The 19,426-nt window shown below is 32.4% G+C and carries 20 protein-coding genes, 1 other RNA gene and 1 pseudogene; 16 read left to right on the forward strand and 6 right to left on the reverse strand.

Annotated elements, in window-relative coordinates; translation table 11 throughout:
* Positions 1 to 586: pyocin knob domain-containing protein (locus tag A9G37_RS12825; protein WP_218059271.1), on the forward strand; the 586-nt coding region annotated here is incomplete at its 5' end.
* Here A9G37_RS12825 and A9G37_RS04515 read toward each other — a convergent pair.
* The 4 genes from A9G37_RS04515 to A9G37_RS04530 all read right to left on the reverse strand — a co-directional run bounded on the left by A9G37_RS04515 (position 587) and on the right by A9G37_RS04530 (position 3,954).
* Complete coding sequence (locus A9G37_RS04515) at positions 587 to 805, reverse strand: hypothetical protein (protein ID WP_065574753.1); 219 nt, start codon at positions 803 to 805, stop codon at positions 587 to 589. It abuts the gene before it with no gap.
* Positions 806 to 1,444 (reverse strand): hypothetical protein, encoded by a 639-nt coding sequence (locus A9G37_RS04520; protein WP_065574754.1) that lies wholly within the window; start codon positions 1,442 to 1,444, stop codon positions 806 to 808.
* Positions 1,445 to 1,818: 374 nt separating this feature from the next.
* A complete protein-coding gene (ubiT, locus tag A9G37_RS04525; protein WP_065560287.1) occupies positions 1,819 to 2,304 on the reverse strand; it encodes a ubiquinone anaerobic biosynthesis accessory factor UbiT in 486 nt (161 codons plus the stop codon).
* 21 nt (positions 2,305 to 2,325) lie between these two features.
* Positions 2,326 to 3,954 carry a Na+/H+ antiporter gene (locus A9G37_RS04530; RefSeq protein WP_065574755.1) on the reverse strand — a complete coding sequence of 543 codons (1,629 nt, stop codon included), beginning with the start codon at positions 3,952 to 3,954 and terminating at the stop codon, positions 2,326 to 2,328.
* 156 nt (positions 3,955 to 4,110) lie between these two features.
* On the opposite strand from A9G37_RS04530, the gene recO reads away from it, so the two are divergent.
* Entirely contained in the window at positions 4,111 to 4,803 is a 693-nt protein-coding gene (gene recO, locus A9G37_RS04535) for a DNA repair protein RecO (RefSeq protein WP_065574756.1), read from the forward strand.
* A 41-nt stretch (positions 4,804 to 4,844) separates the two neighbouring features.
* Here the strand turns inward: recO and A9G37_RS04540 are convergent, their stop codons facing one another.
* A complete protein-coding gene (locus tag A9G37_RS04540; protein ID WP_065574757.1) occupies positions 4,845 to 5,294 on the reverse strand; it encodes a YaiI/YqxD family protein in 450 nt (149 codons plus the stop codon).
* Positions 5,295 to 5,548: 254 nt separating this feature from the next.
* Here A9G37_RS04540 and thrS point away from each other — a divergent pair, with 254 nt between their 5' ends.
* The 13 genes from thrS to A9G37_RS04605 all read left to right on the forward strand — a co-directional run bounded on the left by thrS (position 5,549) and on the right by A9G37_RS04605 (position 18,624).
* Positions 5,549 to 7,474: a threonine--tRNA ligase gene (gene thrS, locus A9G37_RS04545; RefSeq protein ID WP_065574758.1), complete on the forward strand. Its 1,926-nt coding sequence runs from the start codon at positions 5,549 to 5,551 to the stop codon at positions 7,472 to 7,474.
* Positions 7,475 to 7,501: 27 nt separating this feature from the next.
* Positions 7,502 to 8,041: a translation initiation factor IF-3 gene (gene infC / locus A9G37_RS04550; RefSeq protein ID WP_065560275.1), complete on the forward strand. Its 540-nt coding sequence runs from the start codon at positions 7,502 to 7,504 to the stop codon at positions 8,039 to 8,041.
* A gap of 85 nt (positions 8,042 to 8,126) precedes the next feature.
* Positions 8,127 to 8,324 (forward strand): 50S ribosomal protein L35, encoded by a 198-nt coding sequence (rpmI, locus tag A9G37_RS04555; protein WP_034913143.1) that lies wholly within the window; start codon positions 8,127 to 8,129, stop codon positions 8,322 to 8,324.
* A gap of 30 nt (positions 8,325 to 8,354) precedes the next feature.
* Complete coding sequence (gene rplT, locus A9G37_RS04560) at positions 8,355 to 8,708, forward strand: 50S ribosomal protein L20 (RefSeq protein ID WP_024496189.1); 354 nt, start codon at positions 8,355 to 8,357, stop codon at positions 8,706 to 8,708.
* Between the two features lie 209 nt (positions 8,709 to 8,917).
* Positions 8,918 to 9,901: a phenylalanine--tRNA ligase subunit alpha gene (gene pheS / locus A9G37_RS04565; RefSeq protein WP_065574759.1), complete on the forward strand. Its 984-nt coding sequence runs from the start codon at positions 8,918 to 8,920 to the stop codon at positions 9,899 to 9,901.
* A gap of 16 nt (positions 9,902 to 9,917) precedes the next feature.
* Positions 9,918 to 12,305, forward strand: a complete 2,388-nt coding sequence (gene pheT, locus A9G37_RS04570) for a phenylalanine--tRNA ligase subunit beta (protein ID WP_065574760.1) — start codon at positions 9,918 to 9,920, stop codon at positions 12,303 to 12,305.
* 4 nt (positions 12,306 to 12,309) lie between these two features.
* A complete protein-coding gene (locus A9G37_RS04575) occupies positions 12,310 to 12,603 on the forward strand; it encodes an integration host factor subunit alpha (RefSeq protein WP_065574761.1) in 294 nt (97 codons plus the stop codon).
* Between the two features lie 144 nt (positions 12,604 to 12,747).
* Positions 12,748 to 12,842: signal recognition particle sRNA small type (gene ffs, locus A9G37_RS04580), an RNA gene on the forward strand.
* Between the two features lie 146 nt (positions 12,843 to 12,988).
* The gene (locus A9G37_RS04585; RefSeq protein WP_065574762.1) at positions 12,989 to 14,128 is read left to right on the forward strand and encodes a polysaccharide biosynthesis/export family protein; all 1,140 of its coding nucleotides are present in this window, start codon (positions 12,989 to 12,991) and stop codon (positions 14,126 to 14,128) included.
* 29 nt (positions 14,129 to 14,157) lie between these two features.
* Positions 14,158 to 15,057, forward strand: a complete 900-nt coding sequence (locus A9G37_RS04590) for a hypothetical protein (RefSeq protein WP_065574763.1) — start codon at positions 14,158 to 14,160, stop codon at positions 15,055 to 15,057.
* Positions 15,057 to 15,860: an ABC transporter permease gene (locus A9G37_RS04595; protein WP_065574764.1), complete on the forward strand. Its 804-nt coding sequence runs from the start codon at positions 15,057 to 15,059 to the stop codon at positions 15,858 to 15,860. The genes A9G37_RS04590 and A9G37_RS04595 overlap by 1 nt, the downstream gene beginning before the upstream one ends.
* The gene (locus A9G37_RS04600; RefSeq protein WP_034913166.1) at positions 15,860 to 16,519 is read left to right on the forward strand and encodes an ABC transporter ATP-binding protein; all 660 of its coding nucleotides are present in this window, start codon (positions 15,860 to 15,862) and stop codon (positions 16,517 to 16,519) included. Before A9G37_RS04595 ends, A9G37_RS04600 begins: the two co-directional genes overlap by 1 nt.
* A gap of 23 nt (positions 16,520 to 16,542) precedes the next feature.
* Positions 16,543 to 18,624, forward strand: coding sequence for a capsular polysaccharide biosynthesis protein (locus A9G37_RS04605; RefSeq protein WP_034913169.1), 2,082 nt, complete (start codon positions 16,543 to 16,545; stop codon positions 18,622 to 18,624).
* A gap of 108 nt (positions 18,625 to 18,732) precedes the next feature.
* On the opposite strand, the pseudogene A9G37_RS12100 reads toward A9G37_RS04605, so the two are convergent.
* Positions 18,733 to 18,961 (reverse strand): annotated as a pseudogene (locus A9G37_RS12100) (integrase core domain-containing protein); the annotation flags it as partial.
* 89 nt (positions 18,962 to 19,050) lie between these two features.
* Here A9G37_RS12100 and A9G37_RS04610 point away from each other — a divergent pair.
* A complete protein-coding gene (locus A9G37_RS04610; protein ID WP_141670991.1) occupies positions 19,051 to 19,335 on the forward strand; it encodes a transposase in 285 nt (94 codons plus the stop codon).
* The last annotated feature ends 91 nt before the right edge of the window (positions 19,336 to 19,426 follow it).

Genomic DNA, 19,426 nt, shown 5'->3' on the forward strand with positions numbered 1-19,426 from the left:
CTGTCAAATCTACACTGCTTACAGAAATGCTCGGCAGTTTATTAGAAACTATAGAGGCGGTACTAAAACTTGGGAACCATGGGTCGAGCAAATCACGAGCGGAAACTCAACTGTAGACAGTAATGGTTTTCTAAAAAAAGCATCTCCGATATTAAGATTATTTGCTAATGATAATATTGAGGAAGTTGGCGGTTTCAAAAAATCAGGTTGTGCTTTAGTGAATGATTTAGCAGCTGGTGTGACAGCTAAACGAATTGATATCGGTCATTACGAAATCAGCGGTAGTTTAGGCTTTGCAAAAGACGGTTGGTACATCACATTACCAGAAGACGCAAACGGCAATAAAAAATTCTTTGCTGAGTATTCAGTTGATGAAAACAATACCATTACAGTTAAAACGTACACTAAAAAGTTTGATTTTGAGAGCTGTCAAATTGTTGCAGGTGAACCAATTGACATAACTGAGGGACGCTGGATAGACATTCGATTAGAAATGCCCGTTATTGAAGTGATTGAAGTGATTGAAAATGAAGAGCCGATACCAAGCACGTTAAATCCAGTTATTATTAACAATGATGAAAACTAACTAACAAAACACACTATCAATCTTCAACTTACAATATTCAACAGCATCTTCTAACATCACAAAATCAGCAATATCATATAGCGTTTTTACTGTTTGATAGAACACATAATTGTGCTCGTCGTCGCTGTTGATAATGTAGCATTCGCCCGTAATTTCATTTTCGAAGTCTTCGGGCGTTTGACGTATGTAAATTGGTAGCGTGTAGTTTATTGTTATCATTTATCCAGATTTTGCATCAGAATAATTCTCATTATTTATTCGTTCTAATTCTGTGTTTATTCTAGATATAAAACTTTCATCTTTAATTATTGTCTTAAAGATTCTACTTCTTTTAAAAGTTATTGATGGCATAACAAGACAAGCTGCAATTCCTACCATAGTAAAAAATATAACTATTAATGATATTAATGTATTTTTGATTTCAAAAATAACAGAAAAATTTAATATTGCTATTATTGCTATAAAAAAATACCAAAAAATACATGATACTTTTTCATGCTTATCAAAAAGATTCAGACCAATTATTTTTTCATCTTTTATTTCAAAGTATCGACTAATCGCAGTTATATCAGATATATCTATAATATTTTCTCTGTCTGCATTCACCAGAGCTATTGCAATTTTTTCTTGATTATGAGTGTTTGCATTATAAAAACAGCATTCCTTCCACAATTTTTTCTTCCTAATATTATTTAGATAGTCTTTCTGATATTGTTTGAAATCTATACTTCCCATCTCATTAAAATATTTATCTAAATTATTGCTATAAAAATTAAAAGGAATTCTTTTGTACAAGAAAGCAATAATATCGAATATTTTCCCAAGTAATCCTTTTAAAAAAACACTAATGATATCCATAGTACAATCCTCTATATGTTATTTTGACGTATAAAAGTGAGTACATATTTGAGTACAGATTCAATTACATTTGAAATTAAAATAAATAATAAACAAAGTTATACATTAAAAGTTTCATAATCGTGGAAGTAAAAAGTTGGCTGTTCTTGGTTATTTTTCATTTTGTAACCATATATTTTATGTTTTCTGTAAAGAAACTCATAAATTTCATTATATATACTCAAAATAATCAGCTTCTTTTCCCCATTTTATATGGGGGGTTAGAATAATCTATTATTTACAAGATAGAAATTAATCAATTCAAAATTTTCAATGAAATCTATCATTACACAGAATAAACATTTTGAATGATTTAAAATGAGTATAATTTATTCTTAATTGGTTGGTGCACTTTCGATAATGTCGGCTAATTTTTCAAGTGTTAGCCTTAAAAATTTTGTCATAGCTTCCAACTCTATAGAATCCATTAAGTTTTTTACATATAACCCTAATTCAGTATCACCTTCAACAATCAAACGACGTTGAAAAAATAGCGTATCGGGATCTTGTCGTCTAGTTGCTATCATAATCAAATCATTAGCATTACCTATAAAGCTTACATCAGCAATTTCTTCTCGGCTAACAACTAATTTGTTATCGATTAAACTAACAAACCACACAAGTTCCAGATCAGTAACTTGAATTTTAAGCCAACGATTTTCTAAAAAATCCAGTTCACCATCTTCTAGAGAATGTTCAAATTGTAATTTCAATAATTGCTCTATGGTTTGTTTTTTGACATTAAAAGGAATGTATCGTAAGGTAAGCCCCAAAATATGGGGCGCTTTATTAACAAACTGTGAATGAATTTTGTTTAAAATTTGGCTTTTTGCTCCAATCATTTATGCATCCCCAGAAATCATTTTTTCATAAATATCCAAGTCGGTATTCAAATGCTCAAAAACCTCTTCACTAACCTCATTACGAACTTTCATTTGTAAAAGAGCAGTACGTTCTGCACCTATAGCAACTAAACGCATACGTCTTTCTAGATTTTCTGCTTCAAGAGATTTTTGTTCTAAATCTTTAAGGCCGGTTCTGCGCCTTAGCGAACCGATAACACGTGAGCCGACTTCATGAATAATTTCTTGATCTACTCGGTCTTCAGCTGTTTCTTGCAACAAATTATTTTGCATTTTTTCTAGGCTTACAATTGCCTCTTCAGCCATATGACCTTTTACAGTTAAAATTTCATTTGTTTGTTCTGAATTATCTAAAATAACACTACCTCGTAATAAGATAGGTAATATGATCACAGCAACAATCAATGAAATTAAAATAATACCTGCTGCAATAAAAACAAGTTGATAACGACCACTAATCGTCATTGGAATAGACAATACACCAGCTAAAGTGATGGCTCCTCGAACTCCTGCAAATGTTGAAATAAGCAGGTCTCGGTTTGAATAGGATCTGAATGCAAGAGGTCTTTTGGTTCCAAATGGCATTGTAGGCATATGCTTCATCGCCCATAACCAAGCAAATCGAGTTCCCATCAACACAGCAAAAACAAATAGAACAATTAAACATAATTGCCATACCTCAATCGAAGTGTCGATCTGGTTTTCAGCAAAAGTATTGTTAAGAATACTTGGTAATTGAATACCTAATAAAACGAATACAAAACCATTAAAGACAAACGTTAACATTGACCATGTGCTATCTGATTGCAAACGCGCAGTTAAAGGAGCATTTCGCATCATACCAGAATGATTAACCGTCATACCTGCGCTTACTGCTGCTAAAATACCAGAACAATGACATTCCTCAGCAATGATATAAGCGGCGAATGGTAGTAAAAATAGTAATACTATTTGAATAGCGGGATCATTGTGAGTTAGCTGATTTATTTTACGCAAAATACGTGCATATAACCAAGTAAATAAAACGCCAATAGCCAAGCCACCAATAGCAACTATAAAAAATTGTACGCTAACATCAAAGATGTTAAATACTGCATCACCAACTGCAATAGCAATAGCAAAATTCAAAGACACCAGACCTGAAGCATCATTCATTAATGCTTCACCTTCAATGATTTCCATCTTCTCTTTTTCGATACGGCCTTTACCAACAATTCCACCTAATGCAACTGCATCGGTTGGAGATAATACAGCAGCTAAAGCTAAACCTGCTGCTAATTCAACATTTGGTAATATCCAATGCAGAATATAACCTAATGCTATAATAGAGATAACAACTAAAACTAAAGCCAATCCGACAATTTCTCTACCATTGTATATGAAGTCTTTTACTGATGTTTTGCGTCCATCAGCAAAAAGTAAAGGAGGAATAAATAAAACAAGAAATAGTTTTGGATCAAATTCTACATAAACATTAAATGCCGCCAATATGCAACCTAATAATATTTGCATTAGAGGTAGTGGAATTTGAATTGGTAACATTTTAACAACGACACCAGAAAGTGATACAATTAACACCAAAAGTAAAATTATTGAAAAAAGTTCCATAGCTTGTCTTTTATTTATCCTATAATCTTATTGTTTGCATTGATTATATCGGATCTTTAGTTAAATTTCAGGTGAAAATTTCATGGATTTATCTAAATTTTGCTCAGATACAATTTATTAATCAAAAAACGGTGGTATAATTGAAAGGTATTTTGAATGGAAAATTGGCAAAGAGCATTTATACTACATACTCGTTCTTATACTGAAACTAGTTTATTAGTCGATCTATTTGTTGAAAATATCGGAAAAGTAAAGGTATTAGCTAAAGGTGCTAAACGAAAAAGCTCTGCCTTGAAAGGTATGTTGCAACCTTTTACTCCACTTATTGTGCAATACTCAGGCCAAGGTGAAATAAAAACATTGCGTCAGGTTGAAGCTATGTCGCTTGCATTGCCATTGGTATCTGTTTTTTTGTATAGCGCATTTTATTTAAATGAACTATTACATCGAGTTTTAGTTGCAGAAGCAGAATTGCCAACTCTTTTTGATGATTATCTAAAAAGTCTGCAACAATTAGCCCAACAGGTTCCTGCTGAAAATGTGTTGCGAGCTTTTGAATTATCGTTATTAGAAAATTTAGGATATCACGTTGATTTTTTTCACTGCTGTGTAACTGGCGATGACATTGTTAAATCGATGCATTATCAATATCAATCGGAAAAAGGATTTATCAGTAGTTTATTACAAAATAGCATCAGCTTTACTGGCGAGCAAGTTTTAGCTTTAGGGAAACGTCAATTTGATAATATCGATACGTTAAAAGCAGCTAAACGCTTTACTAGGATGGCGTTGAAACCTTATGTAGGATCAAAACCATTCAAAAGCAGAGAGCTATTTCTAAAAATTTAGTTTTGCTAATTTGGCTGCTCGATTTAAAAGAGTTATTAAATTCATTTCGATGTTGAATTAAGCAATATATCAAGCTGATTAGCAAATTTTTCTCGGTCTTTGCTGGAAAATGGAGCTGAACCTTTAGATTGTATTCCACTTGCTCGCATGGTTTCCATAAAATCTCTCATAATTAATCGTTCTTTAATGATATCTAGTGTATATTGTTCACCTCGTGGCGTTAGTACTAATGCATTTTTATTTAAAACTTCGGATGCAAGTGGAATGTCTGAAGTAATAACTAAATCATTTTTTTGAACCAACTCAATTATTTTCCTATCTGCTACATCAAATCCTTTTTCAACTAATAAAGTTTTAATATAAGGTGACAAAGGGATAGTTAAACATTGATTTGCAATTAATGTTGTATTTATTGCTTTTCGATTTGCAACTCGATATAAAATTTCTTTAATTGGGTTAGGGCAAGCATCAGCATCAATCCAAATATTCATAGCACATACATTCATATAATAAGCAATCAATAGTTAATGATTATAACTTTTGTTGGATAAAAGCAACTATTTATTTTTTGTAAAGATGTTTCAGGTAAATATGTGTTTTAGTATATTCATTAAATTTATTAAGCTTCACATGAATATGGTTTTTTCTATTTTAAATCTAGATGATAAGTGGTAATATATTCGACCTATTTTTTAAGTAAGCAAGTGCGCTTTCGTGTGGCGCACCACTGTTATAAGGATTTGCTATGCCAATTATTACTCTTCCTGACGGAAACCAACGTCAATTCGATAAACCCGTTACTGTTTTAGAAGTTGCTCAAAGTATTGGAGCAGGTCTTGCTAAAGCTTGTATAGCTGGGCGTGTAAATGGCGTGCGTAAAGATGCCTGTGATGTCATTGATCAAGATGCAACATTAGCCATCATTACAGCCAAAGATGAAGATGGACTCGAAATTATCCGTCATTCTTGTGCACATTTATTAGGTCACGCAATTAAACAACTATGGCCTAATACACAAATGGCTATTGGTCCAACAATTGATAATGGTTTTTATTATGATGTTGATTTAGATCACTCTTTAACTCAGGAAGACCTTGATGCATTAGAAAAACGCATGCATGAATTGGCTAAAAAAAATTATGAAGTAAAAAAAGAAGTGGTTAGTTGGGAGCGCGCTAGAGAAGTTTTTTGGGAGCGACATGAACCATATAAAATTGCTATTTTAGATGAAAATATTCCAAAAGATTCAAAACCAGCACTTTATCATCACGAAGAATATATTGATATGTGTCGTGGACCACATGTACCTAATATGCGTTTTTGCTATCATTTTAAATTGCAAAAAATTGCTGGAGCTTATTGGCGCGGTAACAGTGATAATAAAATGTTACAACGTATTTATGGAACAGCATGGGCAGATAAAAAACAACTTGATAGCTATTTACAATTTTTAGAAGAAGCCGCTAAACGAGATCATCGTAAAATTGGTAAGCAACTAGATCTTTATCATATGCAAGAAGAGGCGCCTGGTATGGTGTTTTGGCATAATGATGGTTGGATTATCTTTCGTGAACTTGAGGTTTTTGTTCGCACTAAATTGAAAGAATACGATTATCAAGAAGTAAAAGGTCCATTTATGATGGATCGTGTTTTGTGGGAAAAAACAGGTCACTGGGGTAATTATAAAGAGTTAATGTTTGTTACTTCTTCTGAAAATCGTGAATATTGTATTAAACCAATGAACTGTCCAGGGCACGTGCAAATTTTCAATCAAGGCTTAAAATCTTATCGTGATTTACCATTACGTATGGCGGAATTTGGTAGTTGCCATCGTAATGAACCTTCAGGATCTTTACATGGTTTGATGCGAGTTCGAGGTTTTACACAAGATGATGCACATATCTTTTGTACTGAAGATCAAATTCGCAGTGAAGTAAATAGCTGCATCAAAATGGTTTATGATACTTATAGTACTTTCGGTTTTAATGATATTACTGTTAAGTTATCAACCCGTCCTGAAAAACGAATTGGTAAAGATGAAACTTGGGATCTTGCTGAAAAAGATTTAGCTGAATGTTTAACTAAAAATGGCATTGAATTTGAATATTTACCAGGTGAAGGCGCTTTTTATGGTCCCAAAATAGAGTTTACTCTGCATGACTGTTTAGGTAGAGCATGGCAATGCGGTACAGTTCAGCTTGATTTTATGCTACCTGAACGTTTAGATGCGACTTATGTAGGTGAAGATAATGAACGTCATGTCCCAGTTATGATTCATAGAGCTATTTTAGGTTCTATGGAGCGTTTTATGGGTATCTTGACTGAAAACTGTGCAGGTTTTTTCCCTACTTGGCTTGCTCCATTGCAAGTTGCAGTAATTAACATTACCGATAATCAAGCTGAATATGCCAAACAATTAACCGCACAATTACAAAAAGTTGGCATTAGAGCAAAAGCGGACTTGAGAAATGAGAAAATAGGGTTTAAAATTCGCGAGCATACTCTAAAACGTGTTCCTTATATGTTTGTTTGTGGAGACAAAGAAATGGAATCAGGAACAATTTCAGTTCGAACTCGTCAAGGTAAAGATCTTGGTAGCTTTGAAGTGAAACATGTTATAGAATTGTTGCTTAACGAAATTCATAGTCGTTCATTAGAACAAATGAATTAATGATAAATTAATTTGGAGGAATGAGATATTAAAGTCAGTAAACGAATTCAGTCAACACGAGCACATAAAATCAATGATGAAATTACAGCTCGTGAGGTGAGGTTAACCGGCGTCGATGGTGAGCAGCTCGGTATAGTAAGCTTAGATGAAGCTTTAAAACAAGCTGAAGAAGCAACTTTAGATTTAGTTGAAATAAGCCCTAATGCAGAGCCACCTGTTTGTCGAATTATGGATTATGGCAAGTTCCTCTATGAAAAGAGTAAAGCAACAAAAGAGCAGAAGAAGAAGCAAAAGGTTGTTCAGGTTAAGGAAATTAAGTTCCGACCTGGTACAGACGAAGGCGACTATCAGGTAAAACTCCGCAGCCTGATTCGCTTTCTTGAAGATGGCGATAAAGCTAAAGTAACGTTACGTTTTCGTGGTCGTGAAATGGCTCACCAACAGTTAGGTTCTGAAATGCTTGATCGTATTAAAAAGGATTTAGCTGATTTGGCGGTTATTGAATCTTATCCAACTAAGATTGAAGGTCGACAAATGATTATGGTGCTAGCGCCGAAGAAGAAATAATGGTTCAACAAGCTAGATTTTGATACTATTGAAAACTACACCATTATTTTGTTTTTATTAACAATGCGAAGTGGAAATTAATAAAATGCCTAAAATTAAAACTGTAAAAGGCGCAGCAAAGCGCTTTAAAAAAACAGCTTCTGGTGGCTTTAAGCATAAGCAAGCTAACAAGAGTCATATCCTAACTAAAAAATCAACTAAGCGTAAACGTCATTTACGTGGTTTGACTACTGTGTCAAAAGGCGATTTAGGTTTAGTTACTGCGTGTGTTCCATACGTTTAAGTTTTGATTAATTATTAGAGGATATAGTTTATGGCTCGTGTTAAACGTGGTGTTATTGCTCGTGCACGTCACAAGAAAATTTTAAAACAAGCAAAAGGTTATTATGGAGCTCGTTCACGTGTATATCGTGTTGCTTTCCAAGCTGTAATTAAAGCTGGACAATATGCTTACCGTGACCGTCGCCAACGTAAACGTCAATTCCGTCAATTATGGATTGTTCGTATCAATGCTGCAGCTCGTCAATGCGGTCTTTCTTATAGCCGATTTATCAATGGTTTAAAGAAAGCGTCAATTGAAATTGATCGTAAGATCTTAGCTGATATTGCTGTATTTGACAAAAATGCATTTGCTGCATTAGTTGAAAAAGCAAAAGCAGCACTATAATAGCTTTATAAAAGCCGAGTTATCTCGGCTTTTATCATTCAATTTTAATATGTTAAGGGTAAATTTATTATGAATATAGTTATTTTTTGTTTCTTTTTTGGTTTCTTTAGCAATACTAACTCGTGAGGCAAAGAAAAAACAAAAAATAATTATAAAAGCCTCAAAAGAGGCTTTTTTTATGCAATAAACACAATAAGCAGGAGAACTGTATGTCTCAATTAGTTGAACTGGTGAATAACGCCAAATCCGCTATTGAAAGTGCTAATGATATTAATTCGATCGAACAAATTCGAGTGGAATATTTTGGTAAAAAAGGCTATTTTACAATGCAAATGGCTTCTTTACGTGATGTTCCTGCCGATGAACGTCCATCTGTGGGTCAAAAAATCAATGATGCAAAGCAAGAAGTTGTTCAGCTATTAAATCAAAAGCGCAATTATTTAGAGCGTCAGGCTCTTAATGCAAAACTAGCCAATGAAACAATTGATATTACATTGCCTGGCAACTCACTTGAACTAGGCGGATTACATCCAGTTACAAAAACAATTAATCGATTAGTTGATTTTTTTGGTGAACTGGGTTTTGTTGTTGAAACCGGTCCAGAAATAGAAGATGACTACCATAATTTTGATGCATTAAATATTCCTGCTCATCATCCTGCTCGTGCAGATCATGATACATTTTGGTTTGATGCAAAACGCTTATTAAGAACGCAAACTTCAACAGTACAAATTCGCACAATGGAAAATCAAAAACCACCCATTCGAATAATTGCTCCTGGAAGAACATATCGAAATGATTATGACCAAACACACACACCAATGTTCCATCAAATGGAAGGTTTGCTGGTTGATAAAGATATCAGTTTTACACATTTAAAAGGGTTATTGCATGATTTTCTACACTGCTTTTTTGAAGATAATATGGAAATACGCTTTAGGCCGGGTTACTTTCCATTTACAGAACCATCGGCTGAAGTTGATATTAAAGCTAAAAATGGTAAATGGCTAGAAGTCTTAGGCTGCGGAATGGTTCATCCTAATGTATTACGTAATGTAGGCATTGATCCTGAAGTTTATAGTGGTTTTGCATTTGGTATGGGGATAGAACGATTAACTATGTTACGTTACAGTGTCACTGATTTGCGTTCTTTCTTTGAAAATGATTTACGTTTTTTAAAGCAATTTAATTAATTCTGGAGATCAAAACATGAAATTTAGTGAAAGTTGGCTACGTGAATGGATCAATCCAGAAATTAGTAGCGAAACGCTAGCTGATCAATTAACAATGGCTGGTTTAGAAGTTGATGATGTCGAAAAAGTAGCAGGTGACTTTACAGGTGTTGTTATTGGTAAAGTAGTTGAATGTAAGCAGCACCCGAATGCTGATAAACTTCGTGTAACAAAAGTTGATATAGGTAAAGAAGAATTACTTGATATCGTTTGTGGCGCGCCAAACTGCCGACAAGGTTTGACTGTTGCATGTGCTACAGTGGGAGCTGTTTTACCAGGTAATTTTAAAATCAAATCAGCTAAGTTACGAGGAGAACCATCAGAAGGCATGCTATGTTCATACTCAGAACTGGGGATTGCTGATGAACATAATGGTATTATTGAATTACCTGATGATGCTCCTTTGGGACGAGATATTCGTGAATATTTAAATTTAAACGATGTCACAATTGATATTAGTGTAACACCTAATAGGGCTGATTGCTTTGGTATTGTTGGGATTGCTAGAGATATTTCTGCAGTTAACAATATTCCAATGCAAGCACTTAAAGTTAACAGTGTACAGGCAACAATTTCCGACACAGTATCAATAAAAATAGATGAACCCACAGCATCACCTCGCTATTTGGGTAGGGTAATTAAAAATATTAATGTTAATGCTCAAACGCCACTATGGATGAAAGAAAAATTGCGTCGTGGTGGAATTCGTTCAATCGATGCCGTTGTTGATATAACTAATTTTGTATTATTAGAAATTGGCCATCCAATGCATGCATTTGATTTATCGCAGATTGAAAAGGGCATAATTGTTCGTTATGCACGCAAAGATGAAAAACTGACTTTACTTAATGGTAATGACGTTAAACTTAATGATAAAACTTTAGTAATTGCCGATCACCAAAAAATCTTAGCGCTAGCGGGGATTATGGGTGGTGAAAAATCTGGTGTAACACAAACAACCAAAGATATATTTCTTGAAGCAGCATTCTTCAACCCATTAGTTATAACAGGTAAAGCACGTGAATACGGTTTACATACAGAAGCGTCACACCGCTATGAACGAGGAGTTGATCCTTTCTTACAATTTACAGCAATGGAACGAGCAAGCCAATTATTAATTGATATTTGTGGTGGAGAAGCAGGTCCAGTTATTGATGTGACACATGAAGCTGAACTTCCTGCACAAGCAACTATCCAATTGCGACGTAATAAAATTGATCGCATTATTGGCTATACAATCGAAACACAAAAGATTACCGATATTTTAATTAGACTCGGTTGTGAAGTTGAATATAAAGACAATGTTTGGATTGTAAAATCACCAAGTTGGCGTTTTGATTTGCAAATTGAAGAAGATTTAGTTGAGGAAGTTGCCCGTATTTACGGATATAACAATATCCCAAATGCCAATTTGAAAATTGAATCAGTAATGAAACCGAAACCAGAAAGTCAAATCCCATTACGTAGAGTTAAGGATTTATTGGTCGATAGAGGGTATCAAGAAGCAGTGACATATAGCTTTGTTGATCCAAAAGTTCAGCAAATATTATATCCTGAATATCCAGAAATCAAATTACCTAACCCAATTTCAAGTGAAATGTCAGTTATGCGTTTATCACTTTGGTCTGGGTTATTAGATGTGATACTATATAACCAAAATCGTCAGCAAACGCGTGCCCGATTATTTGAAACTGGTTTGCGTTTTATTCCTGATGAAAATTGTGAATTTGGTGTACGTCAGGAGTTAATGTTAGCTGGTATTGTTACTGGTAATTTATACGAAGAACACTGGCAACTCCCTAAAAAGAATGTAGATTTTTATGACCTTAAAGGTGATCTTGAGTCAATTTTTTCTCTTTTTGGTGTGGGTGATCGAATACAGTTTAAAAAATCTGAACTTCCAGCTTTACATCCTGGACAAAGCGCAGCAATTTATTTAAATGATGAGTTGTTAGGTCATTTAGGAGTCTTGCATCCAGAAATTGAAAAAAAATTATCTTTAAATAGTAAAACGCTTGTTTTTGAAATAAATTTAGCTAAAATTAGTAAAAAAGAATTACCTGTAGCTCGAAATTTATCCAAATATCCGACAAATAAACGTGATATAGCAATTGTTGTTTCAAATACAATACCAGCAGCGGATATTATTCTAGAGTGTAAAAAAGCAGGTGGAGAGCAACTTATTAAAGTGACTCTTTTTGATGTGTATCAAGGTGAAAATATCAAAGAAGATCAAAAAAGCATTGCTATTAGTTTGATTTTACAAGATAAATCACGTACGCTTGAAGAAGAAGAGATAACTAACATTGTAAGCAAATGCGTTACTGCATTACAAAATCGTTTTAAAGCCCTATTAAGAGAATAATAATATGACATTAACTAAAGCTGATATTGCAGATCGTCTTGCCGAAAAATTTAATATTGATCGACAAGAATCTAAAATCCTTGTAGAGCTATTTTTTGAAGAGATTCGAGTGGCTTTAGAAAAAGGAGAACCAGTTAAATTATCTGGATTTGGTAATTTTACAGTACGTAATAAAAATTCACGTCCAGGTAGAAACCCAAAAACAGGTGAAAGTGTTGATATTTCAGCTCGTAGAGTTGTTACATTCAGACCAGGTATAAAATTCAGAGAGCGCGTTGAGAAAAATTTAGTAATCTAATTTCTGAATTAAGTATTATCATTTCAAATAATGGCTTTTCTTTTGATATAACATCTAAGGAAAGCCAAACAGCTATTTCAAACTAAAAAATAGTTGTAAAAAATTAATAATTCAAGCATAATACTCCCGCTTCAATGGAGGCTCTATGGGTTCTCTTGCAACATTTTTTGCTCACTAGGTCAGGTTCGGAAGGAAGCAGCCAAAGTAAAATATATGTGTGTGAGATGTAGCTGATAGGGTCTCCTCCAATGCATGTTTACAGTAAATTTACTAATTTTTTAATTATAAATGAATTTAAATATATTTATAATTAAAATACATATATGAATTTGTAATCCAAAACACTTTAAAAATATATAATAAATTGATGAATAAGGAAATTATTTTGAAATTACCGTCACTTCTTCCAATAACGCTAGCAATTATTTTAAGTGGTTGTACTGTTTTGCCTCATTCAGGACCAAATTTTTCATCTATAAAAAATATAAATAAACAACATGCTGAATTAGATAAAATTTATAATAAAGTAAAAATTGTTAATTTAAATATTTCACCTGATTCTATAAAAGAAGCGCAAACTAATTTATTTAACTTTACAAAGTTTATTAATGAAAGAGATAGCCAAGATAAAAAAGTTGATAATATAGGTAAAGGCGATAGTATAAAGATTTCTGTAATTGAAACTCCTCCAGCAATATTGTTTGTAGGTTCAGGTGATACAGGTGCGCCAAAAACTGGATTAACTGAATTACCAATAGTAGTTGTTGATTCTAAAGGGTTTATTTCTTTGCCGTTTGTTGGAAATGTAAAAGTTGCTAATAAAACTCCCATGCAGCTACAAAAAGAAATAATTGAAAAATTATCTGGAATTGCAAATAGACCCCAAGTAATTGTCACTGTTTTAGAAAAACGTTCTTCAAATGTTACAGTTATTGGTGATAAATTTAGTGGTAAAATGTCTATAACAGCTAAGGGAGAGCGTTTATTAGATGCTGTTACCATGTTAGGTAGCAATATGTATGATATTAAAGATACTTTAATACAAGTCACTAGGAATAATCAAGTTAATAAAATTCCATTAAGTTTAGTATTATCTAATCCTAAATTTAATATTCATCTTCAAAAAGATGATGTTATTACTTTGATTAATAAGCCTAGTTTTTTTATTTCTATGGGGGCAATAGGATCAAAAGAAGTCAGATTTGAAGCTGTTGGAATTAATTTGTCACAAGCATTAGCTCGTATTGGTGGTTTACGAGATAGTCAATCTGATGCCCGAGGTGTTTTTGTGTTTAGATATCAAGACACTTTGTCGATAGATAATAAGAAAGAGCTTGTACCAACGGTTTACCAAATAGATTTAAATAATCCTAATTCATTCTTCATAATGAAGAATTTCCAAATTAAGAATAATGATATTGTTTATGTTGCATCTGCACCAATTTTAGAACTACAAAAATTCTTATATGCGATTTTCTCACCAGGTGTTGGAGTTGTTAATCAAATTAATCAGATAAGTGAATAAGTTTTTAATTATTGCACTCGTGAGATTTTATGTTTTTAAATTTTAAAAGAAAAAAAAGTTGGTTATTACATCTAATTGTATCATTACCAACTTTATTATCGATAATTTATTTTGGATTAATTGCTGAAAATATTTATACATCTGAGGCAACATATATTATACGTTCTTCGGATACTCAATCATCATTAGGGGGGCTGGGAAGTTTTTTTTCAAAAGTTGGAATTTCACGCTCTAATGATGATTCATATGTTGTTTTGTCATATATAAAATCTAGAGATGCTCTATCATCTGTTGAAAAAGTTCTACCAGTACAAGAGTGGTATACCCAAAAAGGCGATATAATATCTCGATTTAATGGATTTAATCTTGATTCGTATAATAAAAAAGAATATTTTTATCGGTACATGAGCAATATGATAGATGTCAATTTTGACAGTTCTACAGGTATTGCTACAATTACTGTAAATGCTTTTGATATGCAAGATGCATTCAAAATAAATGAACAATTATTAAAACAAGCTGAAGGTTTTGTAAACCAAATAAATTTGCGAGCCAAACAAGATCTCATAACCGCATCGCTAGCAGAACTGAAAAATGCTGAATCACAGATGAAGAAAGAAGCTCAAGCTCTAGCAAGATTTCAAAGAAATAAAAATAGAGATGCTAATTTAGCTGAATATCAGCAGATATTAATTAATAATACGATTGCTAAACAACAATTTGAGGCAGCCACATTATCACTACGTAATGCTCAGGTGGAAATAACTAAAAAGCAACTTTATCTAGAACGGATAGAGCAACCGAGTATATCAGATGTATCATTTAAACCTGCACGCATTTATAATATCATCGCAACTTTTATAATTAGCTTTTTAGTGTATGGTATTATTAAATTACTTTCAGCTGGTATAAGAGAACATAAAGATTAATGACAGAAGTAATTATTAAAACATCATTTATGCGTTCATTAAAGATACAAATTAATGTATTGAATGCTTTAATTTTAAGGGAAATAATTACTCGTTATGGACGCAATAATATCGGTTTTTTATGGTTATTTGTTGAACCTATGTCGTTAACGTTGCTAATAAGTTTAATGTGGTTTTTTTTTAAAATAAATTCTGTATCCAATCTTAATATTATTGCATTTGTATTAACAGGCTATCCAATGGTAATGATGTGGCGTAATGCTTCATCTCGAGCAAAAGGTTCAGTAACTGCCAATAAAGCATTGTTATATCATCGTAATATCAAAATTTTAGATCTAGTCTATGCACGTGTATTTCTTGAAATAATTGGGGCAAGTGCCGCTCAAGTTTTTGTTATATCAATTTTTATTTTTGCTGGACTAATTGCTATACCTTATGATCCTTTTTATATGCTATGTGCTTGGGGCTTGATGTGTTGGTTTTCTCTAGGGTTAGGTTTAATCATTTTTGTTTTATCTGCCAAATATGCAGCCTTTGATAAAATGTGGGGTACTTTAAGTTTTATCCTGATGCCTTTATCTGGAGCTTTCTTTTGGGTTGAGACTTTTCCTCATGAAATTCAAAAGTTATTGCTTTATATTCCACCAATTAATGGAACAGAAATGTTTAGAGCAGGTTATTTCGGCCCCTCAACTATAACACATCAAAATGTAAGTTATTTGCTTTTTTGTAATATAGTTTTGTTATTTGTGGGATTAACTATGGTAAAAATTAATGAGAATTATATTCTTGAGGATAATTGATGATTATTGTTAAAAATGTAGGTAAACAGTACTCAACAAGAAAAGGATATAAAACAGTCCTTAATAATATCAATTTTTCTTTACATAGAGGCGAAAAAATTGGAATTTTGGGGCGTAATGGTGCGGGTAAATCTACACTAATTAAACTTCTGAGTGAAATAGAAAAACCAACCACAGGTTCAATAATAAGAAATATGTCAATTTCTTGGCCATTAGCTTTTTCTGGTGCTTTTCAAGGTAGTTTGACGGGAATGGATAATTTAAGATTTATTTGTCGAATTTATGGATGTAATATTGAAAAAATGAAAGAATACGTTGAAAACTTTGCGGAATTAGGCGATTATTTATACGAACCAATAAAAAAATACTCTTCTGGCATGAAAGCTCGTTTAGCTTTTGCGTTGTCATTGTCAATTGAGTTTGATTGTTATTTAATTGATGAAGTGATTGCTGTTGGTGACTCTAGATTTACAGAAAAATGTAAAACAGAATTATTTGAAAATAAAAAAGATCGAGCTCTCATTCTAGTTTCACATAATATAAATGCTATACAAAATTATTGTGATAAAGCTATGGTGCTTGATGCTGGTTACTTATATCAATTTGATACAATTGAACAAGCTTATATTTACCATAATAAACAACAAAAAATTACATAAGCTTATTATTAATAGAATTCTAAATGAAAAATGTTCTGGTCTTTTCAAAAAAAATCCTAACAATAAAAAGTATTAATCACTTTTTTTCTGATCTGTCGTTTAGTAAAAAAAAGACTAAAAAGAAAATTGATGCAGTTGCAGGGTGGGGATATCGTCCAACAACAATAAAAGCTAGGACATATGCAAATAAACATTTACTACCATTTATTGCTCTTGAAGATGGATTTTTACGCTCTATTGGTTTAGGTCTAGAAGGCTATCCTCCACTATCACTTATTGCTGATAGTATTGGCATTTATTATGATTCTAGAAAACCATCAGAATTAGAAATGTTAATTAAAGATAAAACGAATTTAAATCAATATATAAATGAAGCAACCTTTGCATTAAAATTAATTATTGAGGCGCAGTTATCAAAATATAATCATGCACCTGATTTTTGTGGTTTCGAGGATAAAACCAATAATAAAAATAAAAAAGTATTAGTTATCGATCAAACATTTGGAGATATGGCTGTCGAGCTAGGTGGAGCAAATCAACAAACTTTTATATCAATGCTAAATTGTGCAGTTAATGAGAACCCTCTTTCAACAATTTATGTAAAAACCCATACAGATGTAATTAATGGATACAAGAAAGGTTATTTAACTCAAATAGCTAACCAAAAATCAATCATGTTATTTAGTGAAGATGTCAACTCTCTTTCATTGCTTAAACATTTTGATAAAGTGTATGTCGTTACATCGCATATGGGATTTGAAGCACTTTTATTGGGTAAACAGGTTATTACCTTTGGTTTACCTTGGTATGCTGGTTGGGGTGTCACTGATGATCGACATAAAAATATAAAACATTTACGAGCAAATGGTAGAAGAACTCAAGCCACAATCTTAGAGCTGTTTATTGCAAGCTACATATTATATTGTAAATACATTAATCCTTATACAGGAAAAAAGGGAACTATTTTTGATGTTATTGACTATTTAATCAAAATCAAAACACTCAATAATAAACTTAGAGGTACGATTAACTTAGTTGGATTTTCATTCTGGAAGAAACAAGTACTGTTACCTTATTTAAGGCTACCTTCTGTAAAATGTCGTTTTTTTTCAGTGGGTAAATATATAAAAATTCTTAATGACAAAGATGCAAAGAACGAACTTAAAACTGAGAAATTATTAATATGGGGGCAAGGGAAAAAAGGGTTACTTCCAATTATTAACAGTATGAATCCATTTCGTATTGAGGACGGCTTTATCCGCTCTATTGGTTTAGGATCCAATCTAGTTATGCCATATTCATTGGTTATTGATAAACTAGGTATTTATTTTAATTCCCAAAATATTAGTGAATTAGAGTTTTTATTAGCAAATAAAAAAGTCACTAAAAAGGAAAAAGAAAAAGCTAGCTCACTACAAAACTTACTAATTGTAACTAAATTAGGTAAATACAATGTTGGTAAGAAAATGAATATTAGGCCTATTGAAAATAAAGAAAAAATCATTTTAATACCTGGACAGGTTGAGGATGACGCATCTATTTTATATGGTTCTCCTATTATAAAAACAAATTTAGAATTAATAAAAGCTGTTAGACAAAATAATCCAGACGATTATATTGTTTATAAACCTCACCCAGATGTTTTAAGTGGTAATCGAAAAGGCGAAGTTGATATATTAGAAATAAAAAAATATGTTGATAATATTATTGAATTTGTTGATATTATCGATTGTATTGAGCAAGTTGATGAAATCCATACAATTACTTCATTAGCAGGTTTTGAAGCTTTAATCAGAAATAAACTAGTAGTGTGTTATGGGCAACCATTTTACTCTGGCTGGGGATTAACAATCGATATATATCCTAATGTTAGAAGAAATAGGTCATTAACAATCCATGAACTAATTTATATAGTTATGTATGATTATCCTATTTATATTCATCCTGATTCTTTAAAATTTACCGATCCAGAAACTTTAATAAATTATTTAAATAATAAAAAATTAAAAGCTTCAAGAGAAATTAAACAGGTTTGGTTAAAAAAACAATTTAACAAGTTAAAACAAATTGTTTTTCTTATTTATAAATTAAATAAAATTAAATAGTTATATTTTTGTTTTAGGAGAAAATAGAGCTATTTACACTCATAAACAAAATAATCCACTAAAATCTTATAAGGCGTTTGTAAATACCCGAAACTTAGTACTACACAACTAACGTAGAAAATTAAGCAACCTGTTTAGTGTTTTGTATTCAATCGGTGTCATGTTATTTAATGCCTCAATGCGATCTTTCGGTGTTATAAATCGTTAACCATTCTTTGGTTATTCTCTTTGCTTGCGCTAAGTTATTAAAAAGATATAAATCAAGTACTTCAGTACGATAGGTACGATTAAATCGTTTAATATAGCCATTTTGATATGGGCTACCTAGCTCCATATAATTTAGCCCAGTTGGTAAAGGTTTTTCCTGTAAATTCAGACCTGTAACTCTCCCCTAAAATAGTACAGCAAAAAAGTAGAAAATTCTCTATGATAAAAGTAAAAGGGGATTTAATGATGAAAAAAATGACTGAACATCAAATCGTCGCTATTTTAAAAGAAGCTGAAGCAGGTATTCCTGTCAAGGAACTCTGCCGTAAATATGGTATGGGTAATTCAACTTTTTATAAATGGCGGGAAAAATACGGCGGCATGGAAACTTCGGATATCAAACGCTTAAAAGAGCTGGAGGCTGAAAACCGCAAACTTAAGCAGATGTTTGCCGAGCTGAGCTTAAAATCACAGCTTCAGGAAGAAATCATAAAAAAGCTTTAGTGCCCACAAAGGCCCGTAAAACGTGGGCACAGCAACTACAACAAAATCATTCTGTTACTATAGCTATGAGCTGCGCTATCGTTGGCTTAAG

The organism is Gilliamella sp. GillExp13 (assembly GCF_001690815.1).
Classification (GTDB): domain Bacteria; phylum Pseudomonadota; class Gammaproteobacteria; order Enterobacterales; family Orbaceae; genus Gilliamella; species Gilliamella bombi.